The organism is Streptomyces sp. SKN60 (genome assembly GCF_026236535.1).
Classification (GTDB): domain Bacteria; phylum Actinomycetota; class Actinomycetes; order Streptomycetales; family Streptomycetaceae; genus Streptomyces.
On record NZ_JAHTMW010000011.1, the window covers coordinates 103,709 to 130,120 of the forward strand.

24 protein-coding genes are annotated in these 26,412 nt (G+C 73.7%); 18 read left to right on the top strand and 6 right to left on the bottom strand.

What is annotated here, in order from left to right:
* Window positions 1-74 precede the first annotated feature (74 nt).
* The 5 genes from KV205_RS19880 to KV205_RS19900 all read left to right on the top strand — a co-directional run bounded on the left by KV205_RS19880 (window position 75) and on the right by KV205_RS19900 (window position 8,229).
* Window positions 75-1,229 carry an AAA family ATPase gene (locus KV205_RS19880; RefSeq protein WP_265865784.1) on the top strand — a complete coding sequence of 385 codons (1,155 nt, stop codon included), beginning with the start codon at window positions 75-77 and terminating at the stop codon, window positions 1,227-1,229.
* On the top strand, window positions 1,226-5,032 hold the full coding sequence (locus KV205_RS19885) for a DUF5682 family protein (protein WP_265865785.1): 3,807 nt from the start codon (window positions 1,226-1,228) through the stop codon (window positions 5,030-5,032). The genes KV205_RS19880 and KV205_RS19885 overlap by 4 nt, the downstream gene beginning before the upstream one ends.
* Window positions 5,029-6,843, top strand: coding sequence for an SWIM zinc finger family protein (locus KV205_RS19890; RefSeq protein ID WP_265865786.1), 1,815 nt, complete (start codon window positions 5,029-5,031; stop codon window positions 6,841-6,843). The genes KV205_RS19885 and KV205_RS19890 overlap by 4 nt, the downstream gene beginning before the upstream one ends.
* Window positions 6,844-7,042: 199 nt before the next feature.
* Window positions 7,043-7,660 carry a dihydrofolate reductase family protein gene (locus KV205_RS19895; RefSeq protein ID WP_265865788.1) on the top strand — a complete coding sequence of 206 codons (618 nt, stop codon included), beginning with the start codon at window positions 7,043-7,045 and terminating at the stop codon, window positions 7,658-7,660.
* Complete coding sequence (locus tag KV205_RS19900; protein WP_265865789.1) at window positions 7,657-8,229, top strand: hypothetical protein; 573 nt, start codon at window positions 7,657-7,659, stop codon at window positions 8,227-8,229. The genes KV205_RS19895 and KV205_RS19900 overlap by 4 nt, the downstream gene beginning before the upstream one ends.
* A 16-nt stretch (window positions 8,230-8,245) precedes the next feature.
* Here KV205_RS19900 and KV205_RS19905 read toward each other — a convergent pair whose 3' ends face one another.
* From KV205_RS19905 to KV205_RS19915, 3 genes are read right to left on the bottom strand one after another with little or no spacing between them, the layout of a single operon-like run.
* Window positions 8,246-8,800 carry an XRE family transcriptional regulator gene (locus tag KV205_RS19905; protein WP_265865790.1) on the bottom strand — a complete coding sequence of 185 codons (555 nt, stop codon included), beginning with the start codon at window positions 8,798-8,800 and terminating at the stop codon, window positions 8,246-8,248.
* 5 nt (window positions 8,801-8,805) lie between these two features.
* Entirely contained in the window at window positions 8,806-10,971 is a 2,166-nt protein-coding gene (locus KV205_RS19910; RefSeq protein ID WP_265865791.1) for a helix-turn-helix transcriptional regulator, read from the bottom strand.
* Between the two features lie 24 nt (window positions 10,972-10,995).
* Window positions 10,996-11,376: a hypothetical protein gene (locus KV205_RS19915; RefSeq protein WP_265865792.1), complete on the bottom strand. Its 381-nt coding sequence runs from the start codon at window positions 11,374-11,376 to the stop codon at window positions 10,996-10,998.
* A gap of 178 nt (window positions 11,377-11,554) precedes the next feature.
* On the opposite strand from KV205_RS19915, the gene KV205_RS19920 reads away from it, so the two are divergent.
* A complete protein-coding gene (locus KV205_RS19920) occupies window positions 11,555-12,595 on the top strand; it encodes a vWA domain-containing protein (RefSeq protein ID WP_265865793.1) in 1,041 nt (346 codons plus the stop codon).
* A gap of 124 nt (window positions 12,596-12,719) precedes the next feature.
* The gene (locus KV205_RS19925) at window positions 12,720-13,631 is read left to right on the top strand and encodes an NAD-dependent protein deacetylase (protein WP_265865794.1); all 912 of its coding nucleotides are present in this window, start codon (window positions 12,720-12,722) and stop codon (window positions 13,629-13,631) included.
* A 42-nt stretch (window positions 13,632-13,673) separates the two neighbouring features.
* Here KV205_RS19925 and KV205_RS19930 read toward each other — a convergent pair whose 3' ends face one another.
* Together KV205_RS19930 and KV205_RS19935 are read right to left on the bottom strand one after the other, a co-directional pair.
* Window positions 13,674-14,528: a TauD/TfdA family dioxygenase gene (locus KV205_RS19930; protein ID WP_265865795.1), complete on the bottom strand. Its 855-nt coding sequence runs from the start codon at window positions 14,526-14,528 to the stop codon at window positions 13,674-13,676.
* Window positions 14,529-14,604: 76 nt separating this feature from the next.
* Window positions 14,605-15,558, bottom strand: coding sequence for an SMP-30/gluconolactonase/LRE family protein (locus tag KV205_RS19935; RefSeq protein ID WP_265865796.1), 954 nt, complete (start codon window positions 15,556-15,558; stop codon window positions 14,605-14,607).
* A gap of 99 nt (window positions 15,559-15,657) precedes the next feature.
* Between KV205_RS19935 and KV205_RS19940 the strand changes: the two genes are divergently transcribed.
* The 11 genes from KV205_RS19940 (at window position 15,658) to KV205_RS19990 (ending at window position 25,864) form a co-directional block, all read left to right on the top strand.
* A complete protein-coding gene (locus KV205_RS19940) occupies window positions 15,658-16,119 on the top strand; it encodes an Lrp/AsnC family transcriptional regulator (protein ID WP_265865798.1) in 462 nt (153 codons plus the stop codon).
* A gap of 84 nt (window positions 16,120-16,203) precedes the next feature.
* A complete protein-coding gene (locus KV205_RS19945; RefSeq protein WP_265865799.1) occupies window positions 16,204-16,668 on the top strand; it encodes a cytidine deaminase in 465 nt (154 codons plus the stop codon).
* A 71-nt stretch (window positions 16,669-16,739) separates the two neighbouring features.
* Window positions 16,740-17,399 carry a hypothetical protein gene (locus KV205_RS19950; protein WP_265865800.1) on the top strand — a complete coding sequence of 220 codons (660 nt, stop codon included), beginning with the start codon at window positions 16,740-16,742 and terminating at the stop codon, window positions 17,397-17,399.
* 220 nt (window positions 17,400-17,619) lie between these two features.
* Window positions 17,620-19,143 carry a glycosyl hydrolase family 18 protein gene (locus KV205_RS19955; RefSeq protein ID WP_265865801.1) on the top strand — a complete coding sequence of 508 codons (1,524 nt, stop codon included), beginning with the start codon at window positions 17,620-17,622 and terminating at the stop codon, window positions 19,141-19,143.
* 246 nt (window positions 19,144-19,389) lie between these two features.
* Entirely contained in the window at window positions 19,390-20,256 is an 867-nt protein-coding gene (locus KV205_RS19960; protein ID WP_265865802.1) for a GNAT family N-acetyltransferase, read from the top strand.
* A gap of 202 nt (window positions 20,257-20,458) precedes the next feature.
* Window positions 20,459-22,468 carry an ABC transporter ATP-binding protein gene (locus tag KV205_RS19965; protein WP_265865803.1) on the top strand — a complete coding sequence of 670 codons (2,010 nt, stop codon included), beginning with the start codon at window positions 20,459-20,461 and terminating at the stop codon, window positions 22,466-22,468.
* A 153-nt stretch (window positions 22,469-22,621) separates the two neighbouring features.
* A complete protein-coding gene (locus KV205_RS19970; RefSeq protein WP_265865804.1) occupies window positions 22,622-23,086 on the top strand; it encodes an NUDIX domain-containing protein in 465 nt (154 codons plus the stop codon).
* Window positions 23,087-23,100: 14 nt separating this feature from the next.
* Complete coding sequence (locus KV205_RS19975) at window positions 23,101-23,862, top strand: methyltransferase domain-containing protein (protein ID WP_265865805.1); 762 nt, start codon at window positions 23,101-23,103, stop codon at window positions 23,860-23,862.
* 122 nt (window positions 23,863-23,984) lie between these two features.
* On the top strand, window positions 23,985-25,067 hold the full coding sequence (locus KV205_RS19980; RefSeq protein ID WP_265865806.1) for an NUDIX hydrolase: 1,083 nt from the start codon (window positions 23,985-23,987) through the stop codon (window positions 25,065-25,067).
* A gap of 32 nt (window positions 25,068-25,099) precedes the next feature.
* On the top strand, window positions 25,100-25,309 hold the full coding sequence (locus KV205_RS19985) for a helix-turn-helix domain-containing protein (protein ID WP_265865807.1): 210 nt from the start codon (window positions 25,100-25,102) through the stop codon (window positions 25,307-25,309).
* Window positions 25,310-25,864, top strand: coding sequence for a Clp protease N-terminal domain-containing protein (locus tag KV205_RS19990; protein ID WP_265865808.1), 555 nt, complete (start codon window positions 25,310-25,312; stop codon window positions 25,862-25,864).
* A 63-nt stretch (window positions 25,865-25,927) separates the two neighbouring features.
* On the opposite strand, the gene KV205_RS19995 is transcribed toward KV205_RS19990, so the two are convergent.
* On the bottom strand, window positions 25,928-26,359 hold the full coding sequence (locus KV205_RS19995) for a hypothetical protein (protein ID WP_265865809.1): 432 nt from the start codon (window positions 26,357-26,359) through the stop codon (window positions 25,928-25,930).
* Window positions 26,360-26,412: the final 53 nt, after the last annotated feature.

Here is a 26,412-nt window from a genome sequence, read left to right on the forward strand (position 1 = left end):
CCCGTCCCAGTCCCCGTCCCAGTCCCGTACACACGTCTGTCGCACCACGACGAAGGAACCCGAAGGAAAACCGCATGACCGTCACCGAACAGAGCACGCCCGTCCGGCAGGGCCAGCCGGCCGAGGAGCGCCACGCCGCCGAACTCGCCTTCCTCGCCGCCCAGGACACCGGTCCGCGGCCGCCCGGCTGGGCGCTGACCCCGCGCGCCGTCGTCACGTTCGTGTGCGGCAGCGACGGGGCCGAGCTGGCCCTCCCGGGGCGGCGCGCCGGTCTGCCGTCGAAGCTGGTGATCGCCCCGAAGTTCGTCGGCGAGCGCGCCCTGGTCGAGCGCTGTGTGGTCACCCTCGCCGGAGAGCGCGGTCTGCTGCTCACCGGTGAGCCCGGCACGGCCAAGTCGATGCTGTCGGAGCTGCTCGCGGCCGCCGTCAGCGGGACCAGCGCCCTGACCGTGCAGGGCACGGCGGGCACCACGGAGGACGCGTTCCGCTACGGCTGGAACTACGCCCTGCTGCTCGCCCAGGGGCCCACCCCGCAGGCCCTGGTGGACTCCCCCGTCCTCGCCGCGATGCGGGCTGGAACGGTGGTGCGGGTCGAGGAGATCACCCGCTGTCTGCCCGAGGTGCAGGACGCCCTGGTCTCCATCCTGTCGGACCGGCGGATCAGCGTGCCCGAGCTCACCGCCACCGAGGACGCGGTCGTCCGCGCCGCCCCCGGCTTCACCGTCATCGCCACCGCCAACCTGCGCGACCGGGGCGTCTCCGAGATGTCGGCCGCGCTCAAGCGCCGTTTCAACTTCGAGACGGTCGACCCGATCGCCGACGCCGACGCCGAAGCGGTCCTGATCCGCCGCCAGGCCGTCGCCGCCGTACAGCGGGCCGGCGCGGCGTTCGCCGTCGACGACGCCGTCCTGGACGCCCTCGTCACCGTCTTCCGCGATCTGCGCTCCGGCCGCTCCACCGAGGGCTGGGACGTGGAGCGCCCGGGCACGGTCATGTCCACCGCCGAGGCCGTGCAGGTGGCTGCCTCGCTGGGAGTCGCCGCCGCATACCTGCCCGGCGGGGACGTCCTGGACCTGCTGCCGGGCCATCTGCTCGGCGTGGTCCGCAAGGACGACCCCGCCGACCACGCCCGGCTCCTCGGCTACTGGGACGGCCCGGTGCGCCGCCGCGCCGAGAACGGTTCGGCGATGTGGCGCCGGCTCTGGGACCTGCGCGGGAGCCTGCGTTGACGACCCTCGATCCCCGGACGGCCGTGGACGCGCTGGCCGCGTCCCGCGCGCCGTACCTGCTGGGTGTGCGCCACCACAGCCCCGCGCTCGCCGCGGTGGTGCCCGCCCTGCTGGACGAGGCGCGGGCCGAGGTGGTCTGCGTCGAGCTTCCCGCCGACTTCCGGCCCTGGCTGGAACACCTGGCGGACCCCGAGACCCTCGCCCCGGTCGCCCTGGCCGGAGCGGGCGAGGGCGGACGGCTCTCCTTCTACCCGTTCGCCGACTTCTCACCGGAGCTCGCCGCGGTCCGCTGGGCCAGAAGCCGCGGGGTGGAGGTCGTGTGCTGCGACCTTCCCCTCGGTGATCCCGGCTGGTCGGCGGGGGCCGCACCCGGACCGGACGCGGGCGAGGCCGATACGGGTGCGCCTGACCCCGCTCCTGAGCGCCGGCGCTCGTACGCCGAGGCCCTCGCCGAGGCCGGCACCGGCCGGGACGGCGACGACCTCTGGGACCGTGCGGTGGAGGTGCTGGCCCCCGGCTGCGCCCCGGACGCGGTCCGCCGCGCCGCCCTGGGCGTGGGCTGGGCCCTGCGCACCGACGCCACCGTCCCCGCCACCGACCTGGCGCGGGAGGAGCGGATGCGGCAGGTGATCGCCACCGCCTCGGCGGACGGTCGCCGGGTGGCGGCCGTGATCGGCGCCTTCCACGCGCCGGCGCTCCTCGCGTCCGCGGAGGCGGGGGGCCAGGTGGAGGCCGGGGCGGGCGCCGCCACGGCGGGGTCCGGTACGGGCACACCGGACGAGTCCGAGGCGGGTGGCGAAGCCACCGCGGCCGGTGCGGCGAAGGCGGGTCCGGCCGGACCGCGCCGAGCGGGCATCCGCTCGGACGGCTCCGGTACGGACACACCGGGCGGCGTGGTGACGGACCTGCCGGACGGGTCCGGGGCGGGCGGCACGGTGGGCGGCGGGAGTGCGGCGGTTACCTCCCTCGTCCCGTACTCCTTCGACCTGCTCGACTCCCGGTCCGGCTATCCGGCCGGGATCCGCGACCCGTTGTGGCAGCAGGCGGTGCTCACCGCGGCGGGCGATCCGGAGCGGATCCGGGTGGCGGCCGCCGACGCGGTGACCGGCCTGTGTCGGGAGTTGCGGCGGGCCGGTCACACCGCGGGGACCGGTGAGGCCGCCGAGACCCTGCGGCTGGCCTGTGACCTGGCGGCCCTGCGCGGGCTGCCCGCGCCCGGGCGCGGCGAGCTCCTGGAGGCCGTCACCACCGTTCTCGGTCAGGGCGAACCGCTCGGCCGGGGGCGGGCCCTGGCCCGGGCGCTGGAGGCCGTGTTCGTCGGTACGGCGCGCGGCCGGATCAGCCCGCACGCGCCCCGGTCCGGTCTCGGCCCCTCGGTCGAGGCCGAGCTCGCGGACCTGCGGCTGCCCCGGCCGGATGACCCGGACCGCCGCGACCTGCGCCTCGATCCGCTCCGTTCGCCGCTGGACGGCCGCCGCGAGGTGCTGCTCCAGCGGCTCCTCGTGATCGGTGCCTCGTACGGCGAACCCCTGGATGTGGCGGCCACGGGCGACGGCACGGCGCTCGGCACCAAGTGGCGTCTGACGTGGACGCCGTCCGTGCCCGCGCGCCTCGATCTCGCGGGCGTGCGCGGGGTGACCGCGGCCCAGGCGGCCGCCGGAACGCTCGCCGCGACCGCGCGCCAGGCGGCCGCCGAGGGCGGCCCCACCCCGGAGCAGATCCTGACCGGGCTGACCGCCGCCGCCCGCTGCGACCTGCCCGAACTGGTAGACGCGCGCCTGCACGAGGCTTCCGCCGTGCTGCCCGACTGCGCCGACCTGCCCGAACTCCTCCAGGCCCTCGACCTGTTGGAGGGGCTGCGGCGCGGCCACTACCCCGGTACGACGCAGGACGCCCGCACGGCGGCCGGCGCGCTCGCGGAGGAGCTGCTCGAGGCCGCGGTGCGTGCCCTGCCCGGCCTCGCCGGGAGCGACAGCGCCGCCGACGCCGGTGCCCTGGTGGCCCTCGCGGACCGGGCGGCCGCCCGGCATCTGGGCCTCCGGCTCGACCGGGCGCTCGCCGAGCTGGCCGCCGGGGGCGCCCCGCTCATCCAGGGCGCCGCCGTCGCCGTACGCGTACTGCTCGACCTGGACGACGCGGCCGGGCTCGGCGGGCGTACGGCCGGCTGGATCGACGGCGCCACCGCGCCCGACACACGCCGGGCGCTGACGAAGCGTCTCACCGGGCTGCTCACGGCCGCCGGTCCGCTGCTCCAGGCGTCGCCGGACGCGCTCGCCCCGCTCATGGACCGGGTCGACACGCTGGCCGACCAGGAGTTCCTCGACCGGCTCCCGGCCCTGCGCGGCGGCTTCGACGCACTGGCCCCGGCGGCGCGCGACCGGCTGCTCACCGCCGTGACGGAGCGGCTCGGCGACCGGCTCGACCTGTCGCTCGACGCCCCGCCCGAGCTGCTGGCCCTGTGGGCGGCGGCCGACGCGGCGGGCTCGGCCGCGCTGAAGGCCCTGTGGGCGGCGGCCGACGCGGCGGGCTCGGCCGCGCTGAAGGCCCTGGACCTGCCGGACACAGACACGGACACCGACGCCGTAGTCGACGCCGACGCCGACGCCAGTGACCGGCTCGCGCGGGAGGCCGAAGTCGGCGGCCGCACTCCAGGAGTCGCGGACACGGACGACACGGACCGCAGGCTCGGCCGCGCCGACCGCTGGCGGCTGCTGCTCGGCCGCCACAAGGAGCAGCTCACCGGCGACGCGCGCCGCTACGCCCACGCCCTGGACGAGCTCTACGGCCGCGGACGCGGCGAGGGCGCGCAGGACCTGGACGGCGGCGCGCCCGGCCAGGGCGGCGGTCAGGACCCGTCCTTCCCCACCGCGCGGGAGTGGGCGCAGGAGCTGGAGGCCCTCTTCGGCACCGACGTACGCGAGGAGGTCCTCGCGGAGGCCGCCGACGCGGGTCGCACGGACGTGCTCGCGCAGCTCGATCCGGCGGCGGTACGCCCGTCGGTGGAGCTGCTCGGTGCGGTGCTGTCCCTCGCCGGAGGCATGCCCGAGGCCCAACTCGCCCGGCTGCGGCCGCTGGTGAAGCGGCTCGTCGACGAGCTGTCCCGGGCGCTGGCCACCCGCCTGCGCCCGGCGCTCACCGGTCTGGCCACCCGGCGCCCGACCCGGCGCCCCGGCGGCCGCCTCGACCTCGCCCGTACCCTGCGGGCCAACCTCGCCCACACCCGGCGGACCAAGGACGGCCGGCTGGTCGTCGTACCGGAGCGGCCGCTGTTCAGCACGCGGGCGAGCAGGGAGGCGGACTGGCGTCTGGTCCTCGTCGTCGACGTCTCCGGCTCGATGGAGGCCTCGGTGATCTGGTCGGCGCTGACGGCCGCCGTCCTGGGCGGTGTGCCGACCCTGTCCACGCACTTCCTGGCCTTCTCCACCCAGGTGATCGACCTGACCGACCGGGTGGACGATCCGCTGTCGCTGCTGCTCGAGGTCCGGGTCGGCGGCGGTACGCACATCGCGGCCGGGCTCGCGCACGCGCGGTCGCTGATCACCGTACCGAGCCGCACGCTGGTGGTCGTGGTCAGCGACTTCGAGGAGGGCGCGCCGCTCGGCGGGCTGCTGGGCGAGGTACGTGCCCTGGCGTCCTCCGGCGCCCACCTGCTGGGCTGCGCGGCGCTCGACGACACCGGCACACCGCGCTACTCGGTGTCCGTGGCGCGACAGCTCGTCGCGGCCGGTATGCCGGTGGCCGCCCTCAGTCCGCTCGAACTCGCCCGCTGGGTGGGCGACCGCCTCCGTGGAGAACCCCGTTGAGCACCGAACTCCTGCCTCCCGTCGCCCCCGACGTCCTCGCCGACGCCGTGGAGCAGCTCAGCGCCCGGCTGCGCAAGAAACTCGACGCGGCGATCGCGGGCTGCGCCGACCAGGCCGAACCCGCGACCGAAGGAGCGGTCGAGGTCCGCTTCGGCGAGGACGCCACGGTCACGCTCCGCCCGGGTCCGTCCGGCGCGATCACGGCGGCGGAACAGGCCGTGTGCTCCTGCCTGTTGGCCCCGCGCTGTCTGCACCGGGCCGCGGTCCTGGGCGCGGCCCCGATCGCCGACGGGGAAGGTGACGCGGGCGGGGTCGAGGACTCGGACTCCGGGTCGAGCCCGGGGCTCGCCGAGGGCGCATCCGCCGTCCCCGCCGCCGAGGATGCGACCGAGATTGCCGCCCCCGTCGCCCTCACCGCGCCGCAGGTCCGCGCCGCCTCGGCGCTGTGGGACGCCGCCGCCGAGGCCCTGTCCGCCGGTGTCACGGCGGGCGGCGCGGTGGTGCAGGCCGAGCTGCTCCGAGCGGCCCACACGGCACGGCTGGCCGGGCTGCCGCGGGCCGAGGCCGCCGCGCTGCGCGTCGTACGGGGCCTGCGGGCCGCGCGGGAGCGGCGCGAGGGCCAGCGCCTCGGCGACCTCGCCGAGGCCTTCCGTGAGCTGCTGGCCGGCGCCGCGCTGCTCGCCTCCGGTTCGGCCGACGCGGAGGCGGCGGGCTCCGCGCGCCGGGTCTACGAGCAGGGCGGCAGCCTGCGGGTGTACGGGCTGTGCCGGGAGCCGGTGCTGTCCGCGACGGGTTACGGCGGAGTGACCACGCACCTGGTCGGTGCGGACGGCAGCGGTTACACGGTCTCCGACGTGCGCCCCGGCGGTCTCGCCCGTGTGAAGGGTGCGGGGTCCGCGTCCGTGGCGCTCGGCGGCGCCGTCCTCGATCACGCGGGGCTGGCGCGCGGGGGTCTGCGGATCGTCGGCGCGACCGTCTCGGCGGACGGGCGGCTCGGGGCGGGGCGGCGTGTCAGCGCGACGCCGTTGCGCGGGGTGGACTGGTCCGAGGAGCCCGCGGCCGCTCTCTTCGCCCGGCCGGTGCGGGAGGCGATGGCCGACGTGCTCACCGAGGCTACGGCGCCGGGTCTGCTGGGCTGTGACGTCGAGGTGATCGGGGCGGCCGGCGACGGTGTCGTCGTCCGCGTCGCCGGTGAGGGACCGCTGCTGCGGCTCCGCCCCGCGCACCCCCATCCCGAGCTGCCGCACGCCGCCAACCTGCGCCGGATCGCCGATCACCCGGGGCTCGCCCTGCGCGTGCTCGGCCGTCCCGACCTGGACCGGGCGGCGACGCTCCGGCCGCTCGCGGTCGGGCCGGTGCCGGGGGCGTCCGGCACGCTGAGGCTGCCGGACGAATGGAAGGGTCACGCCGATCTGGGCTACGACCGGCTCCAGGGCGAGCACTTCCCTCGCGAGGCTGCGGCAGCCGCGGCCCACGGGCCGGTGAGCGCGGGCACCGACCCGCTGGCCGACGCTCCCCTGTGGCGCGTCCGGCGCCTCCTCGAGACGGGGGTCGCGGGCGGTCGCCGTGCCGTGGCGGAAGCGGGCCGCGGCACGGACGCGGCCTCGCTCTCCGCCCGGCTGACCCGGGCGGGCCTCGGCGGCGCGGCCCGCCTCGCCCAGAGCGTGACCGCGGAGGCGGGCCGCCGCCCCCGAGACGCGTTCGGCCGCCTGACCGACCCCTCGGCCGACGCCTACGCGAGGGCCTGGCTCGCCTCGGCCGTGCACCTGGCGGCCGCGGAGCGGTCCTTGGTGGCGGCGTCCTGGGCGTAGGTCCTGCTCTGTGAGCTGCCGAGCCGCCACCGTACGTGTCGCCCCGCCCACGGAGGACAGACACCACCGTCCCCCGCCGCGGCACCGTTGCCCGTGCCGGGCCCGGCCGATCGGGTGAAGCCGGGTTCGGGGCGATGAGTCTGCGGGCACCCACAGGTCTACCTCTTGACGAGACCGATCGACGCATCTGGAGCAAGCCATGGGCCTCATTCACATCGCCATGTTCGCGACCCTCGACCTCGTCGGGCAGGCGCCCGGCGGCCCCGACGAGGACCCCATCGGGTTCCCCTTCGGCGGCTGGCAGGCGCCCCTGCTCGACGAGGTCGCCGGCGCCCAGATCGAGGCGGCGTACGAGGGCACGGACGCCCTGCTGCTCGGCCGGCGGACGTACGACATCTTCGCCTCCTACTGGCCGCACCAGAAGGACGCGTTCGGCACGCTCTTCAACAGCATCCCGAAGTACGTGGCCTCCCGCGGCAAGCCCGACCTCTCGTGGGCCGGGTCCACACAGCTCGGCCCGGACCTGCCCGACGCGGTCCGTGAGATCCGTGACCGCCACGAGCACGTGAAGGTCGTCGGAAGCCTGAACCTCGTGCAGACACTCCTCCACGAGAAGCTCTTCGACCGCCTCGACCTCTGGCTGCACCCCCTCGTGCTCGGCGTCGGCAAGAAGGTCTTCGACGACGGCGCGGTACCCACCAACCTCACCCTCATCGCGCCCCCGGCGGCCAGCCCGAAGGGCACCGTGCACCTGCGGTACGGTCTCGTCGAGGGCACGCCCGCCACCGGGGACATGACCGCCGAGAGGACCAGTTGACTCCCTATTCCCTTGCGTTCTACCTGGATGTGATCACGTCCGGCACGGTGCTCGGCGCCAGGCCGACGGACAGTCCCGACCGGGTCACGGAGATTCTGGGCGCCGACTATGCCGAGAACTCCCTTGACGGGCACGGCATGTGGCGGGACTACGGCATGGCCGAGTTCTTCTGGGAACGGGAATCGCGCGACCACCCATGGGTGGGGCACCACTTCACCCTCCAGGTGCACCGGCTGTCGCCGCTGGGCAGCGCCGCTGTCAACCCGGTGATTCGCGAGCGGTACGGGCGCTTCGACCGCCGTCTCCGCTTCGAGAGACTCGAACGGCTCCTGGCCGGGCGCGGCGTGCGGTTGGAGGACGTACCGGATCCCAACGCCCCGGCGTACACGCTGCACTGGCAGTCCGACTCCCAGGTGTCCGTCCTGGTCCACCGGGCTCATCGGAGAGGCGGACGCCGGGGTGGCGGGGAGCGCGTCGGGGACGTGCACGCCGTGTACTCGTCGATGAGCGCCGAGCAGGTGGCCTGCTACCGGAAGCGCTACGGCCGCCGGAACGCCCTGGGAGAGTGAGCGGCACCGCGCGTGGTCAGAATTCGAGGTCGAGGTAGTCGATGTCGTTGATCTCCACCTCCGACAGGCCCGTCGCGCGGCGGCCGCCGTCCTGGAAGTAGGTCTCCCTCAGTCCGTCGGCGATGATCTGCCGCATCCGCCGGTCGTCGGCGCCGGCCTCGCGGGCGTCGAAGAGGCGGCGGGCGAAGGCGGCGGGGAGGTGGACGGTGAGGCGGCGGAAGCGGCCGTCGTCGGTGGTGCCGACCGGGGCGGTGTAGCCGAAGCGGGCACGCGTCTCGACCGTGATGCCGCCGATGGTGGCGGCGTGCTTCTGCCGGCGGCGGCGGACCTGGGGCTGCCAGCGGGCGAGCACGGCCGCCTCGATGCGGGCGGCGACGTCCTTGGGCGGATGCTTGCGGGTGCCTCGGCGGTAGCGGTTGACGGAGTCCGCGGTGACGCCGATCTCCTGGCCGATCTCCTTGGCGCTCTGGTATTTGAGCAGGAATCTGATCCGGGCCTGGAGCGTTCGGGGTGGCGCCTTCGTGAAGTGTTCACGGTCGGCGCGCTCCAGGGCGTCGTCGATGTCTCCCACGGTGGTCACTCACCTTCGTCGAGGACGGCGTCGCCGCCCTTGATGTGGCGGGCCGGGTTGAGGCCCTGTTCCATCAGGTCGACCGCCCACGCCATCGGTTGGACGCCCTCCAGCTTGGCGAGGCCCGGGGAGGGGCCGAGGCGGAAGCCGCCCGGCTTCGCCTTGCCGGAGGCGTCGTACGGCAGGAAGTCGAGCGGCGAGGCGCCGGGGCTCGGGTAGACGACGCAGTCGGAGAGCACGGCCAGCGGGTACCGGCCGGTCATCTCCGCCATGTTGCGCAGCTTGCGGTGCATGTTGACGCGGGCCTTGGAGATGACGGCGGCGCGGATGTCGGGGCGCCAGGTGGGACGTTCCAGGGCGGGCCAGCGGTCGCCTTCCTGGTAGCCCTTGCCCTGCGGGCGTTCGCGGAGCTTGCCGACGCCGCCCTTGACGGTGGCCTTGATCGCGGCGAGTACGGCGGCGAGCGCGGGGTCCTGCTCCTTGTGGTGTTCCATCGCGGCGAGGAACTCGGTGTCGCCGAGGTCCTTGGTGACGCCGAGTTCGGCGAGCGTGGCGACGTAGGCGTCCTTGAGGCGGTCGTGCCAGGGGTCGAGGTACGCGCCGGTCTCGCGGCGCAGATAGGCCTCGAGGATCTCGACGTCGTAGCCGAGTTCCTGGGCGTAGGCGACGGTGTGGGTCTGGTACCAGGCCGGCCCTTGCGGGCGGGTGCCGTCCGGGGTGAACGGTGAGGGCAGGCGCGGGTCCGGTTCGACGTGGGAGAGGTCGACCAGCCAGGAGCCGGGGACCTTGGGGTAGAAGCGGGGGTTCGTGAAGTGCTCGGGCTCGGACAGGCCGACGGTCAGGCGCGACGCGGCGGCGAGGAAGGCGGTGTTGAGGTCCAGTCCGACGGCGTACGGCAGCGCCGCCTCGTCGCCGGAGAGCAGATCGAGGTCGCGGACCCACTGGTAGGCCTCCTCGTCGAGGAAGCCGCCCTTCCATCCGGTGTGCACGACCACGGGGTGCTCGGCGGTGGCCTCCGGCGGCGCCGGGTCCATGGGCTCCGTGCCGAGGGACCCGGGGTGGTGGCCGGACACCCACTGTCCGGTCGTCCGGTCCTGCACGGCCCTGGTCGGCGGGCGCAGCGCCGTCATCAGTTCCAGGCCGGAGACGGCCGTGGAGCCGCGCGGGGTGATGACCCGCTGGGCATAGACGCCGAGGACGCGGGCGATGTCGGCCGGGTCCAGGTCGGCTACGCCGGGCCAGGACCGCTCGTCGAGGGCGTCCCAGGGCAGCACGGCGAGCTGCACGCACATCCGGCGGTTGCCCTCGGACGGCCGGTAGATCCGGGCCCAGGGGCCGAAGCCCCGCCGGGTGAGCTTCCACTTCGCCTTCGTCACCTGCTTGACCACGGGATGGTCCTCGGGGAGGCGCAGGCCCCGGCGGTCCTCGAGTCGCCCGGGCAGCCCGAGCCGCGCCGCGGCGGAGGCGGTGAGCACGATCAGCGGGTCGGAGTCCTTGCCGTAGCGGTGCAGGCGCGGTGCGCCGAGGCCGGACTCCGCGAGGGTCCACTCCACCAGGTCCACGACCGTGGTGGCGGGGCAGTCGAGGACGATGCCGTCGACGCCGTACGCGGATCCGTCGCCGTCCAGGACGGCGAGCGGGCCGTGCGGGAACCGCGGGTCCGACGCGGGAGGCGTCGTGGTCTTGACGGCCGGCCGGCGGGGGTGAGAGCGGGAGGCGGCCGCGGCCGGAGCGCGGCGTGCGGACGGTCGCGCGGCCCGGGCGCCCGGGGACTCCGGGGCGGCCGGGGACTCCGGGACGGCCGGGGACTCCGGGACGGCCGGCGCCGGAACCTGCCCGGACTCCGGTACGCGCGGGGTCACGGGCGCGGGCGGGGTCACGGGCGCGGGCGCCGGCTCGTGACGCGGCGGCGCGGGGTAGCGCTGGGCGAGGCCTTCGAGCAGGCGCCGGTAGGCCTGGAGGCGTTCGGCCCTGGGCTCCGCGCGGCCCTCCTCCCACGCCTGGATGCTGGGCAGCCGGACGCCGAGGGCCTGGGCGACGGCGGCCTGGGTCAGTCCGGCGGCCTCGCGCAGGCGGACGCGTTCGGCCGGCGCGGGCAGGATCTGGCCGGATTCCACGGCGGCGAGGAGCGCGTCGACGGCCGCGAGCGGATCCGAGGGCTGGTTGCTCATGAAAGGGGTGTCTCCTGCCCGGTGTTACCGAATGCCCTGACGGATCTCTTCGAGGCGGGTCACCAGACGCTGGTAGCGCTGGGATGCGGCCTGTGAGGACTTCATCCCCTGATGGCGGGCGATCTCCCGCCATTCGAGGCCGCGGCGCCGGGCCTCGATGACCACCTGCGCCTCCATCCGGTCCAGGGCCGTCCGCATCTCCTCGAACAGCCCGAGGGCCGCGGCCACGTCCTCGTCGGAGACCGCCCGCTCCCCCGCGCCGTCGCCGTGTGCGGCGCCTGCCAGCAGCCTGCCCAGCAGGGCGGAGTCCTGCTGGAGGGCCTGCGCGGGGGCGCTGTCGGGCAGCGGGAAGTCGGCGAGGCCGGCGAGCCGGTTCCGCGGTTCGAGCCGAGTGTCATCCGCCATGGCGCCAGCCTAGCGGGCACGGCAACGAAACAACGAAACGTTGTTCGCTTGCCGCCGTGGCGTGTCGCGCACCCGCGGTGCGGCGCCAGTTGAACATCTGATCGATTGTCAGTGGTGGGTGAGACGGTAGTTCCATCAAGCCGGAACACCGGAACACCGGGATTTGGGGGAATTCGTCGTGTCCAAGAACCAGAATTACATCAACCATGTCGCTCTCGTCCTGGACGCCAGCTCGTCGATGTCGCACCTGAGCCGCAAGGTCGTCGAGGTCGCCGACCAGCAGATCGCGTACCTCGCGCGCCGGTCGCGGGAGCTCGACCAGGAGACGCGGGTCACGGTGTACGTCTTCGCCGACAAGGTGGAGTGCGTCATCTACGACAAGGACGTGCTGCGGATGCCGTCCCTGAAGCAGCTGTACCGGGCGGGCGGGATGACGGCGCTGCTCGCGGCGGCGCTGAAGTCGCAGCGCGAGCTGGCGCAGACGGCCCAGCTCTACGGTGACCACAGCTTCCTGACGTTCATCCTCACCGACGGCCAGGAGAACGCGAGCCACCGCAGCCCGGACGCGCCGACGAAGAACCCGCGCGCGCTGGTGGCGGCGGTGGCCGAGATGATCGAGAAGCAGGACGACAACTGGACGCTGGCCGTCCTCGTGCCCGACCAGATGGGCAAGCGGGAGGCCACGCAGTGCGGGTTCCCCAAGGACAACATCGCGATCTGGGACGCCACCAGCACGCAGGGCCTGGAGGAGGCGGGACAGGTCATCCAGGAGGCCACCGAGAAGTTCATGGTGGGCCGTACGAAGGGCATCCGCGGCACGCGGGCGGTGTTCTCGACCGGCGCGGAGGCGGTCAACAAGGACACGATCAAGGCGGCCGGCCTCACGCCGGTGAATCCGTCGGAGTACCAGTTGGTCGCGGTGGCCCGTGACGCGGGGATCAAGGAGTGGGTCGTCGAGAGCGGTCTCACCTACCGCACCGGCGGCGCGTACTACCAGCTGAGCAAGCCGGAGAAGGTCCAGGCGCGCAAGCAGATCGCGGTCCTGGAGAAGAGCACCGACCGGGTGTACTCCGGGCCGGAGGCGCGGGCGCTGCTCGGGCTTCCCGACGTCGAGGTCCGGATCAAGCCCGACCACAACGACGACTACACGATCTTCGTGCAGAGCACCAGCGTGAACCGCAAGCTCGTCCCGAACACGCGGCTGCTGATCATGAACTGATCCGCGGAGGCGGCACGCCCCGGTCGGCCGGCTCCCGGCCCGGCCGGGGCGTACGGCGCGGGCGTGAGGCGGGGCCGTACGCGCGGCCGGGTGGCGGGGGCGGGAGGTCTCGTACCCTGGGCGCATGCGTACGCGCCCGACCCTCAGCTGGACACCCACCGAGGACCTGCCGCCCGCGACCACGGATCTGACGCCGGTGGCCGAGGTACTGCGGGCGGGCAAGGTGGTGGTGCTCAGCGGGGCGGGGATCTCCACGGAGTCGGGCATTCCCGACTACCGCGGCGAGGGCGGGAGCCTGAGCCGGCACACCCCGATGACGTACCAGGACTTCACCGGGAGTGTCCGGGCGCGGCGGCGGTACTGGGCTCGCAGCCATCTGGGGTGGCGGATCTTCGGCCGCGCCCTGCCCAATGCCGGCCATCGGGCCGTGGCGGCGTTCGAGCGGCACGGGCTGCTGTCGGGGGTGATCACCCAGAACGTCGACCATCTGCACCAGGCCGCCGGCAGCACCGATGTCGTGGAGCTGCACGGAAGCCTGCGCCGGGTCGTGTGCCTGTCGTGCGGGACCTTCAGCGGCCGCCGGGAGCTCGCCGAGCGACTGGAGGGGGCCAATCCGGGCTTCGCACCGGTGCCGGCCGCGCTGAACCCGGACGGGGACGCCGATCTCACCGACGAGCAGGTCGCCGGCTTCCGGATCGTGCCCTGCACGGTGTGCGGCGGGGTGCTCAAGCCGGATGTGGTGTTCTTCGGCGAGAACGTGCCGCCGCAGCGGGTCGAACACTGCCGCGCCCTCGTCCGTGAAGCGTCCTCGCTGCTGGTCCTGGGTTCGTCGCTGACGGTGATGTCCGGGCTCCGGTTCGTACGGCAGGCCGCCGACGCCGGAAAGACCGTGCTGATCATCAACCAGGATCCCACCCGGGGCGACCGGCACGCCCGTACCCGTATCGCGCTCCCCCTCGGCGCGGCTCTGACCGCCCTCGCCGAAGGCCTGGCCGTCCCCCTTGAGGGCCGGGCGGACGCCACCCCCGCACCCTGACGGCGCCACGAAGCCCGAAACCCGAAGCGGGTGCGCGATGGGTCAGTCCGCCCAGACGCGCGCGTAACAGCGCCGGCCACCCGGTGCTCCGCTGTCCGCGAAGGGTGTTCTGCCGTGCAGGACGGCGGAGTTGTTCACGAGGAGGAGGTCCCCTCGTCGCAGGGGCAGCTCCAGCACCAGGGCGGGGTCCTGGAGCAGGGTCTCCATCCGCCGCAGGGCGGCGCGCCGCTCAGGGGTGAAGGGGATGCCCGTCTCGTCCTGGCCGCGGTTGATCCAGTAGCGGTTGTAGTGGACGCGCAGGGTCCGGTCCTCGTGGCGGAAGACCGGGCGGACACGGTCGAAGCCGGGACCGCGGCCGAAGCGGAAGTCCTGGTGCAGCTCGCGCAGGGCGTCCGGGTGGGCGGTGGCGAGGTGGTCGTGCAGGGCCGGGCCGCTGGCGAGGAGGGACGCGCCGCCCTCGGCGGCCGGGCGGATGCAGAGGAGGGCCAGGAGCCTCGGGGGCTCGGGTCCCTCGCCGCGGTCCATGTGCGGGAGGAGAAGGTGTGCGTCGCCGCTGGGGGTGGCCGACGTTTCCGGTCCGGCGAGCGGCGGAAGGGCGGGGGCCGTGGTGGCCGTCAGGAGTTCGTTGGCCGAGCGCTGTAGCCGTAGACCCGCGGGAGCGCACACCTGGGCGACGAGGTGTGCGCAGAGCTCGACGGACTGCCGGTCGGTCAGCCCCGCGAGGTCCAGGCCGCGGAGGACGGCGAAGCCCGCCCCGTACCAGAGGGCGCTGTTGATCCGTGCCGGGAGTGTGCCGCCCGCATCCGCTTCCGTCGGCGGGATCAGCCAGTCCTCGGTCCTCAGCCCGGCCGGATGCCAGCTCAGAGGACCCTCGGCCTCGCGGAGTCCGTCCCTCATGCCCCTCGCCCTCCCGCCGTCCCGCCGCCGCCGGCCTGCGTGATCTCCTTCTCAAGCTGGCGGCGGCGGGGCTGTTTCAAACCGAACGGCTCCAGGGCGATCGGCCCGGGCCGGTCGGGTGGGTGCCGGTGACGGCCATGACCACGGAGTAGAGGCTGGTCTCGGCGGCGATGAAGAGGCGGTTCCGCTTGGCGCCGCCCCAGGAGATGTTGGCGACGGCCTCGGGCACGACGAGCCGGCCGATCAGCGTGCCGTCGGGGTCGTAGCAGTGCACGCCGTCGCCCATGGCCGCCGCCCACAGCCGGCCGCCGTCGTCGAAGCGCAGGTTGTCGAAGCGGGCGCCCGGTCGGCCGGTGGCGTCGGCGAAGACCTTGCCCTCGGAGAGGGTGCCGTCGTCGCGCACGTCGAAGACGCGGACGTGTCCGGCGCGGGTGTCGGAGACGTACAACTGCTGCTCGTCGGCGGAGAAGACCAGGCCGTTCGGCGCCCCGAAGCAGTCGGCGACGAGGCGCACTTCGCCGGTGTCGGGGTCGATGCGGTAGACGTTGTTGGCGCCGATCTCGCTGTCGGCGCGGTAGCCCTCGTAGTCGCTGGTGATGCCGAAGTCCGGGTCGGAGAACCAGATCGAGCCGTCCGACTTCACGGCGGCGTCGTTGGGGCTGTTGAGGCGCTTGCCCTGCCACCGGTCGGCGAGGACGGTGATGGTGCCGTCGTGTTCGGTACGGGTGACCCGGCGGTTGCCCTGTTCGCAGGTGACGAGGCGGCCCTGCCGGTCGAGCGTGTTGCCGTTGGTGTGGCCGGCCGAGCGGCGGAAGACGCTGACCGCTCCGGTCTCCTCGTCCCAGCGCAGCATCCGGTCGTTGGGGATGTCGCTCCACACCAGCTGACGCCAGGCCGGCACATAGAGGGGCCCCTCGGCCCAGCGGCAGCCGGTGTACAGAACCTCCAGGTCGGCGTCTCCGTTCATGCAGCGTCCGGTGCGGAAGCGCTCGTCGAACAGCTCGTAGAGTGCGGGGCCTTCGCCGGTCATGGTTCCCCTCCATGCCATGTCAGCCGAACCTTCTTCGGCTCGTTCGGGAGAATGCAGGATGAGCTATGGTCTCCACAAGGCTGTACCGAACGGAGAGTTGTGGATCACATAGACCGGACCCTGCTGGCCGAACTCCAGCGGGACGCCACTCAGTCCTACGCCGCGCTCGGCCGGGCGGCCGGCCTGTCCGCCGGCGCCGCGCACGAGCGCGTGCGCAAGTTGCGCGAGCGCGGAGTCATCCGGCGCACGACGGTGGAGGTCGACCCTGCCGTGGTGGGCGGCGGCGTCCTCGCGTATGTGATGGTCGACTCCAACGCCTGGATGGGCGATTCGGCGGACGCCTTCGCCGCGCTTCCGGAGATCCTGGAGGCCCACGTCATCGCGGGCAGCGCCACGGTGCTGGTCAAGGTGCGGACGACGACAACGGAGCAGTTGCAGGATGTGCTGCGCCGCCTGTACGCGATCGACGGGGTGAGCGGCACGCAGGCGACGGTGGTGCTTGAGACGTTCTTCGAGCGGCCGGTGGCGGTACGGCAGGACGGCGGCGAGCAGCCGGCGTAGGGGCGCCGAATTCCGCTTGCGGATCTTCACCCGCGTGGGGCACGGTCTCGTGGCACCGAAAACCGGAAGAGGAAGGCCGAGAAGATGACCGCGGAGCCGCGCCCCGCCGACGACCAGGCACTCGACGACCAGGGACTCGACGGCCAGGGACTCGTCGACCACGAACTCGTGGAGGCCGCGGCCCGTGTCGCCCGGACCCGCAGCCACGGCGACAACCACACGATGGCGGCCGCGGCGCGCACCGCGGACGGCCGGATCGTCACCGCCATGAACGCGTACCACTTCACCGGCGGGCCCTGCGCCGAGCTGGTGCTCATCGGTACGGCGGCCGCCCAGGGCGCGTACGAACTCTCGACCGTCGTCGCCGTGGGCGACCGCGACCGGGGCGTCGTGCCCCCGTGCGGCCGGTGCCGCCAGGTCCTCCTCGACTACTTCCCGGACCTGAAGGTCATCGTCGGCTCGGGCGACCGCCTCCGTGCGGTCCGCATCACCGAGCTGCTGCCCGAGAGTTACGTCTGGGCCGACCACCAGCTCGACGGCGCCGAGTAGGTGCGCACCGACGCGGCGGGGCGGCCCGGGCCGCCCGCTCCGGCCGTCCGGCGGCATGTCCGGGTGAGCCGATGAGACTGCCCGTCAGCATCCACCGCACCCGCCTCGGGGCCACCGAGTTCACGGTCATCCGACCCGCCCAGCCGCTGCGCCGTGCGGTGCTCATCGATCGCGACCGGTACCTGAACGCCTACGTCGACGAGGACGCCGCCCGCCGGATCGGCGGCCTGTGGGCACTCGCCGCCACATCTCCGCGCACCTTGGTCCATCTGCCGATGCGCGGCAACCGGCCGCCCTCCGCGGCGCTGCCGTGGGACCCGCCGCGCCGGCTCGATCTCGTCCTGCTGCACCACTCGCTGCAGTTCGCTCCGGCGCACTGGAAGGAGCTCCGCGGCCGCCTCGGTCCGGGCCGTCCGCGGACGGTGACGCTGCCCGGCACAGGGCTCGCGGACGCTGCCGCGATCGACTACGCGGCCCGGCACCACAAGGAGAACCGGGACCTCTTTCACCAGCATCTCCATGCCGAGACCGTCCTCATGACCGGCAGCACCAAGGTGTTCCGGGAGACCGCCCGGCACTTCCTCGACGTCGCTCGCCACGGGCCCGCCCACGCCCGCTCCCACCCGAGCCGTCCGCACTACTGCGCGGAGCTCCACTCCAACGACGGCACCCTCGGCAAGGCGCGCGAGCTCCACATCGAGTTTTGCGACGAATGGAACGCGCGACAGTGAGTCAAGAGCGGTAAAAATCCCGGGAATTGGTCCAGTCCATGAGCTCTCGGGATGGACAGGGGAAACAGCCGGCGGCATTCTCGACTGGTCTAGTCCACTCTTGGTCCAGACCATTGACCCGGTTCCTCGGCGGCCGCTATCCCGGTAGGCGCACCCCGACTCGGCCACCGGCGGAACGGGGGTGTTCTCCCGCCCCTCACACACCCCGGGACTGACTGACATGAGACGCATGCGCTCCTGGCGCGCGATCGTCGCCGCCGTCACCACCACCGTCGCCGCGGCCGGCCTGACCGCGCTCGGCGGTGGCACCGCCCAGGCGGCGACGCCGCTGCCGAACCGGGTCTTCGCGCCCTACTTCGAGGCGTGGACCGGCGAGAGCCCGGCCGTGCTGTCCGCCCAGTCGGGCGCCAAGCACCTCACCATGGCCTTCCTGCAGACCGCGACGAAGGGCTCGTGCACGCCGTACTGGAACGGCGACACGAGCATGCCGATCTCCACCGCCGTCTTCGGGGCCGACATCAAGACCATGCAGGGCCGCGGCGGGGACGTGATCCCCTCCTTCGGCGGCTACACCGCCGACACCACCGGCACCGAGATCGCCGACAGCTGCACCGATGTCAACCAGATCGCCGACGCGTACGAGAAGGTCCTCACGACCTACGACGTGACCCGTCTCGACATGGACATCGAGGTCGACTCCCTCGACAACAGTGCCGGCATCGACCGGCGCAACAAGGCCATCAAGGTGCTCCAGGACCGGGCCGCCGCGTCCGGCCGCAAGCTGGAGATCTCGTACACCCTCCCCACCACCACCTCCGGCCTCGCGTCCAGCGGCCTGGCCGTCCTCAAGAACGCCGTCAGCAACGGCGCACGGGTCGACGTCGTCAACCTCATGACGTTCGACTACTACGACAACGCCGCCCACGACATGGCCAAGGACACCCAGACCGCGGCCCAGGGCCTCTACAACCAGCTCGCCAAGCTCTACCCGGCCAAGACCGCCGCGCAGCTGTGGGGGATGGTCGGCATCACCGAGATGATCGGCGTGGACGACTTCGGTCCGGCCGAGACCTTCACCCTGGCCAACGCCCGCACCGTGTACGACTGGGCCGTCGGCAAGGGCATCAACACCCTCTCCTTCTGGGCGCTGCAGCGCGACAACGGCAGCTGCGCCGGCGGCGCCGCGGCCGACAACTGCTCCGGCATCGCCCAGAACACCTGGGACTTCAGCCATGTCTTCGCGCCCTTCACGGGCGGGACGACCACCCCGGCCGACGACTTCTCCGTCACGGCCGCCCCCACCGCCGCCACCGTGACGGCGGGCGCCTCCGCCACGACCACCATCAGCACGGCCGTCACCTCCGGCGCGGCCCAGTCCGTGAGCCTGAGCGCCGCCGGCCTCCCGGCCGGGGTCACGGCCTCCTTCAGCCCGGCCTCGGTGACGGCCGGCGGCTCGTCGACCCTCACCCTGGCCACCACGTCGGCGGCGGTCTCGGGGACGTACCAGATCACGGTCACGGCGGCCGGTCCCTCGGCCGCGCACACCGCGACCTACGCCCTCACGATCACCGGCGGCACCGGGCACCAGTGCACGGCGGCGCCCTGGAGCTCCGGCACCGTGTACACCGGCGGGCAGCAGGTCTCCCACAAGGGGCACACCTGGAAGGCCAAGTGGTGGACGCTGGGCGAGGAGCCCGGCACGACCGGCGAGTGGGGGGTCTGGCAGGACCTCGGCGCCTGCTGACCCACCCCTCCCGGTCCGCGCACCCGCCGGCGCGCGCCGGCCGGCCCCCCAACCGGCCCGCGCGCCGGCCCACCGCCGGAGCCGATTCCCCGCCTCCGGCACACGGCGGCCTCTGCCTCGGGCAGGGGCCGCCGACCCGCATCCCCGCGTCCCCACGTCCGCACCCGCGTCCGCGTCCGCGCCCGCGCCCGCGCTCCGGCGGAAACCGGTTGCGAGGCGCCGTCCCCGTCCTGTGTGCTCGTGGGCATGGCGATTTCCTTGAGCACGCCGGGAGTTGACGAACTGGGCAGCGCCGTGGAAGCGCTGCGGGAGTGGCAGGACGACCGGGCACCGATGCAGTTGCATCCGGGCGACCTGGGCTGGTTCTGGCAGTCGGGGGCCGAGGCGACCGCCGCGGCGGTCCGGACGTGGCGCAGGGGCGGCCGGATCCTCGCCGTCGGGCTGCTCGACGGGCCCGGTCTGCTGCGGCTGACCATGGCGCCGGACGCACTGCAGGACGGCGAGCTGGCACGGCGGCTGGTCGCTGACGTGACGGCGCCGGAGCGAGGTGTGCTGCCCGCGGGGAAGGTGAACATCGAGGCGCCGCTGGGCGCTCTGCTGCAGGATCTGCTGGCCGAGGCCGGCTGGCCCGTCGACGAGCCGTGGACGCCGTTGCGCCGTGACCTGTCGGAGCCGGTGCCAGACCTGGGGGTACGGGTCGAGGTCGCCGGGCCGGACCGGGCGCCGGACTTCGCGGCCGTGCACCGGTCCGCGTTCGGCGGGTCGCGGTTCACGGACGAGCGCTGGCACAGGATGGCCGCCGGTCTGCCGTACGCGGACGGACGCTGCCTCGTCGCGTACGGCGACCGGGGCGCGGCGGTCGCGGCGGTGACGGTCTGGTCGGCCGGGCCGGGCAGACCGGGGCTGCTCGAACCGATGGGAGTGCACCAGGAGCACCGGCGCCGGGGTTACGGGGCGGCGATCAGCGTGGCTGCGGCCGCCGCGCTCCGTGAGCTGGGCGCGTCGAGCGCGATCGTCTGCACGCCGAGCGCGAACGCGGGCGCCGTCGCCACCTATGAGGCGGCCGGGTTCCGCAGGCAGCGGGAGGTCAGGGACCGGTACCGGGACGTCTGAGGCGACTCCTCAAGGCGCCGTGCACGTTTCGGCCACTCCGCCTCCCTACCTCGCGCCCGTAACCGCGCGGTCGGTGTAGCGGGCACGAACGCACTTTCGCTTGTTCACGGGGTTCGCGGCGCGACCGAAACACATGTGTTCGAGCGGGTGGGTGCCGTCGTTGATCCTCACGACACACCGTTTCACCTGCGAGGTGGCCAGCATGAACCAGCAGAACGGCGCGACCGCCGTCGAAGGCGCCGTGCCCGCTCCTCGGGCGGAGCCGCTTCCGCTGCCGCCCCGGACCGTGCACGCGGGGCCGCGGGACGGCGATCTGGCCGAGGAGATGAAGGACACGTACTGGTCGGTCCACGACGAGGCCGCGGCCCGGGCGACGGTGCGCCAGGTTCTCGTCGGACTGCCGCGGATCACCCGGCTGATCGGGCGGCTCGCCTGGCGTGCCGACGCCCGCGCGACCGCGACCGTCGTCCTCTGCCAGCTCCTCTCCGCCGCGATGAGCGCGCTCGGGCTCGTGGCGTCCGTGGGGGTTCTGCAGAAGCTGTTCGCCGAGGGGCCGACACCCGACCGGGTGTACGCGGCCGTGCCGCAGCTCCTGCTCGTCGTCGGGTTCCTCGCGGCGCGGGCCTTGCTGGAGGCCGTGGTCGCGGTCGCCCAGGCGCGTGTGACGCCCAAGATCAGGACGGCGCTGGAGCGGGAGTTCTTCCAGCTGACCGCGAACGTACGCCTGGAGGCGGTCGAGGACGCCGACTGGCACGACGAGGTGTACCGGGCCAACGACCGCGGCCTGTTCTACGCCCGGCAGATCGTCGGCCAGGTCGTCGCCCTCGCTTCCGCGCTCCTCGGCCTTGCGGGCACCGCCGGTGTGCTCGGCGTCCTGCATCCCGCACTGCTGCCGCTGCTCCTGTTGTCCGTCCTGCCGGTCGGCGCGGCGGCGGTGCGCAGCGCCCGGGCCAGGTTCCACTCGTTCCGGCGGTGGAACGCGCTGCAGCGGCGCGTCCGCGTCTTCTCCTGGCTGCTGCTCGACCAGGACGCGGCCGCCGAGCTACGCTCGGACACCGCGCAGCAGGCACTCCTGGACGAGCACGGGCGGCTGATCGTCCGGATCGCCGAGGAGGACACCCGTCTGGGGGTCCGGGCGGCCTGGCTGAACCTGGCCGGCCGCGCGGTCGGCGGGCTCGGCACCGGGATCACGTACTGCGCGCTCGGCGCCATGCTGATCGCCGGGTGGCTCCCGCTCGCCGCCGGCGCCGGCGCGGTGCTGGCCGTCCAGGCCGGCCAGAGCGCGCTCACCCGCCTCGTGGAGGTCGCGCATCTCGTGTACGAGCACGCGATGTGGGTCGACGACCTGCTGGCCGTGCAGGCGCGCTGCCGAGGCTTGCAGCAGCGCACCGCCGAGGTGCGGGCCCCGGCCCGGGTGGGCACGGTGACGCTGGAGGACGCCCGCTTCACGTACGCCGGGAAGGACACCCCGGCGCTGCGCGGAGTGTCGATGACGCTCTCGGCGGGCGAACGGATCGCGTTCGTCGGCCCCAACGGCTCGGGGAAGAGCACCTGCGCCAAGGTCCTGGCCGGACTGCACGAGCTGCAGGAGGGCCGGATGTGCTGGGACGGGGTGGACGTGCGCGGCATGGACGCGCAGTCGCTCCAGCGGCAGGTCGCGTGCGTGCTGCAGGATCCCGTCCACTACCCCTTCAGCGCGCTGTCCAACATCACGGTGTCGACGGGCAGTCTCACCGAGGCCGATCCCGAACGGGCCCTGGCCGCCGCCCGTGCCGCGGGTGCGGACGAGGTGATCGCGGGGCTTCCGGAGCGGTGGGAGGCGGTGCTGAGCAAGCGGTTCCGCGGCGGGCACGAACTCTCGGGCGGGCAGTGGGCCAAGATCGCCGTCGCGCGGGGCCTGTACAAGAACGCACCGCTGCTCCTGCTGGACGAGCCGACCGCGAGCATGGACCCGCCCTCCGAGCACGCCGTCTACGAGGCGGTGCTCCGCGGCCGGCTCCGGGAGGACCAGATCACGGTCCTCATCTCGCACCGGCTCGCCAGCGTCGTCGAGTGCGACCGGATCTACGTCTTCACCGAGGGCCGCGTCATCGAGTCGGGGTCCCACGAGGAGCTGATGCGGCTCGGCGGTGTGTACGCCCGGATGTTCGCCCTCCAGGCCGCGGGCTACCGGTCCGCCGAGGCGCCGGCCGAGGAAGGGGCGGTCCCATGAGAACCCCGCCCGTTCTCGCCGCGTACGCCCTCGGCGCGCGCCCCTGTCGGTCCGGCCCGGCGCCCCTTCCCGTTCACGACTCTGCTGCGAGGTTCCGACATGTCGCCTTCCCTCCCCCACGTCCACGTATCGGGTGGCGCAGACAGGCGGCGGGTGAAGCCGGGCGCGCCGGCCGGGACCGTGCTGCATGTGGTCGGCGTGCATCTCGTCCTGGAGCGCGAGGGCAAGGTCCTGCTGGGGCTGCGTCATCCGGACTCGGCGTTCGCGGGCGGTCTCTGGCACGCCCTGGCGGGGCACTGCGAGGACGAGGCGGCGACCGCGTGCCTGGTGCGCGAGGCGCAGGAGGAGGCGGGGCTGGTGATCGAGCCGGGCGACCTCGAGCTGGTCCACACCGTGCACCTGGTCGACGGGCCCGGGGAGCGCCCGCGCATCCAGCTCTTCTTCCGGGCCCGGCGATGGGAGGGGACCCCCGAGCTGCGCGAGCCGGACAAGTGCCAGGCCTGGCGGTGGTGGGATGCCCGGGAGCTGCCTGACGCGCTCGTGCCGTACACCCGGTCGGCGCTCGACGGCATGCTCACCGGCCGTACCTACACCGAGATGGGCTGGGCCGGGCGGTGACAGACTTCGCGCGGGTGGGGCGGGACTATGCCGAGCACTCCGGCAGTGCGCGGGGGCGTCTGCGCCACGACCTCGTGGCCCGCAGGGTGCTGGCCGAACTGCCGGATCGGCCGTCCCGGGTGCTCGACGTGGGCTGTGGCGACGGTGAGATGTCCCTGCGGCTGGCCGCGGCGGGACACCGGGTGACGGCCGCCGATCCGTCCGCCGGCATGCTCGCCGCCGCGGGGCACCGGCTGCGGGCCCGGCCCGAACTCGCCCCGCGCGTCGGCTTCCTGGAGGCGGGCCTGCACGAGCTGCCCTTCGGGGCGGAGCAGTTCGACGCGGTGTGCTGCCACGGTGTGCTGATGTATCTGGACGAGCCGGCCGCCGCGATCGCCCGGCTGGCCGGGCTGGTCGCGCCCGGCGGCGTGCTGAGCGTCCTGACGAAGAACCGTGCCGCGATCGGTGCACGGGAGGCGCTGCGCGGCGAGTACGAGGTCGCGCGCGAGCTCATCGAACGGGGCGCCGCGACGAGCGTCGGGAACCTCGGTCTTGCGATCCGCGGGGACACCGCCGAAGAGCTCGACCGGCTCGCGGCCGCGCAGGGGCTGGTGCCGCTGCCGTGGCAGGGCGTGCGGGTCTTCCACGACCACCGGGACGACTGGGCGCCGGGCCCGGAGGAGTACGCGCTCGCGCTGGAGACGGAGTGGGCCGCGTCGGCACGGGATCCGTACCGGCAACTGGGACGGCTCGTGCACACCCTGGCCCGCCGCCCTGGCTCCGCGCGGCCGTCGTGATCGAGACGAGCAGCGGGTACGGAGGGGCCGCGCTCCGGCCGCCTGTGCTGCGAACGTACCCGCCGCAACCCTCACCTCCGCCTCCCCTCCTCCCCCTTCAACGGCTCGATGATCGGAGAAGCATGACGATGACCGACGAGGAGTACGGCGCCTTGCGCGCCTCGGCCGCCCTGTGGGCCGGGACGTCCGTGCTGATCACCAACGGGTACGGCGAGGTGCTGGTCCAGCACGTCGACTACCTGGAGACCTGTCTGCTGCCGGGCGGCGGCGTCGACCCGGGCGAGTCCCCCGCCCAGGGCGCCGCCCGCGAGGTGATGGAGGAGCTCGGGGTGGCGGTGGTGGTCGAGTGCGGGCTGGCCGTGGACTGGGTTTCGGCGGGGAGTGTCGGGGCGCCGGCGGCCATGCGGTTTCCCGGAGAGCTGCTGCATGTCTTCGACGGCGGGACCTGGGACGAGGAGCGGATCGGCGCGATCCGGCTGCCGGAGCAGGAGATCAGGGGCATCGAGTTCGTCGAGCCGGCCCGGCTGTCGGAGCTGATGGCGCCGCGCGACGCACGGCGCGCGCTGTCCGCGCTCCGGGCGCGGGTGAACGGCGCGGGCGCGGTGTTGCTGGAGGACGGGCTGCCGATCGTGCCGACCGTCCTCGACCGTGTGGGCGTCCTGCGGACCCCGCGGGCCCGGCATCGCTTCCCCTTCCGCGCCGGTCCCGTGCCGGACGGGCTCGCGGTGCGGGAGTCGTGGGGGTGGTTGTTCGCTCCCGACGGGCGCGTCCTGGTGCTGCTCGACTCGGCGACGGGCGCCGCGCGCCTGCCGGGCGGGACGGCCGGGCCGTCGGACGACGGGGATCCGGCGGGCGTGCTGGTGCGCGGGGTCGCCGAGGAGGCCGGCGCGGCGTTCGGGGACCTCGTGATGCTGGGCCATCTGACCGACCCCGATCAGCCCGTCGCCCGCGTCCGCTACGCCGCCGCGCTCACCGAACTCGGCCCCGCGCGGCCGGATCCGGTCACCGGCGCCGCGTCCGTGCGCGTCCTCGCCACGCCGGAACAGGCGCTCGAGCTCTTCGACTGGGGAGCGACGGCCGCCGAGCAGCTGGCCGCCGTCCATCGCGCCCGGGAACGCCTCGGGATCCCCCGGGCGGCCCGCCAGGCCGTCACCGAGGTCTGCGCGGCGACCGCTCCGGCGCGACCGGACGTCAACTTGGGTTGACAAGACTCTCGCGTCAACCTAAGTTGACATGCATGAGTGAGGCGACCGATCTGGCCAGCCGCGCCGGCGACCGGGACCCCCGTGTGGGGTTGCGGGCCGTGGCCGCGTTGCGGCGGTTGTTGGAGCAGTTGGAGTCCGTGCAGGTGCGCAGCGCGCGGGCGCAGGGGTGGTCGTGGCAGGAGATCGCGGCCGAGTTGGGAGTCAGCAGGCAGGCCGTGCACAAGAAGTACGGGAGGTCGTAGATGTTCGAGAAGTTCACGGCGGCGGCGCGGTCGGCGGTGGTCGGCGCCCAGGTGGAGGCCGCGAACGCCGAGGCCGCGATGGTGGCGGAGGAGCATCTGTTGCTTGCTCTGCTGGAGCAGGGGGCGCTCGATCCGCTCGGGGTGGATCGGGCGGCCGTACGGGCCGGGCTGGTCGAGGCGCGGCGCCGCGGCGGCCTGTCCAAGGCGGACGAGGAGGCGCTCGCCGGACTGGGGATCGACCTCACCAAGGTGGTGGCGCGGGTCGAGGAGACCCACGGCGAGGGCGCGCTGAGCGCGTCCCCGCCACGCGGCCGGGGGCGCGGCGCGGGGCTGTTCGGGCGGCGGGAGCCTGGGCCTCGGTCCCATCGTCCGTTCACGACGGAGAGCAAGCAGGTCCTCGAGAAGTCCCTGCGGATCGCCCTCGGCCGCAAGGACAAGGAGATCGGATCCCGGCATCTGGTCCTCGCGCTCATCGCCCGCCCGGGGCCCGTGTCCGAGGTCCTGGCGGACCACGGCGTCACCTACGAACGGGCGGAGCACGAGCTCACCGGCTAGGCCCTGTCCGGCTGATCCTGTGACGGTCGACCTTCTTCGCCCGACCATGTCCGAACTCGTCGTCTAGGCCTGCTGCCTGCGCTCCAACCAGGCGGTGACGTCACGTCGGAACTCCCGGTCTTTGTAGACGTCCTCCCTGGCGAGCCGCTCCAAGTCGCGTAGGACCCCTGGGGAACGGGCGGGGTCGCGTACCGCGTACACGCCTACACCCGATTCATACGTGTCGGCCAGGAGCCAGACGCTGTTGTCCAGGGCCAGCATGGCGAAGCCAGGGTGGCCTGCGCGAATGCCGAGGAACGTAGCCGCGCCGGCCCCCATGATGTCCCACCGGTCCAGCAGACGGACCCGGTGCCAGACATGCACCCTGTGTCGCAGGCGGCGGTCTACCGCGGCGGTCCAGGTGCCCCTGGGCAACATGACAAGGAATTCGCGATTCTCATCGAGCAGGCCGGCGGACATGGCGAGGTCGTACCAGCCCTCGTTGAGCCGCTCCACGAGTTGCGGGTCCCCGTACTCGACGAGAAAGAAGCCGAAAACTCGCTCTCGTT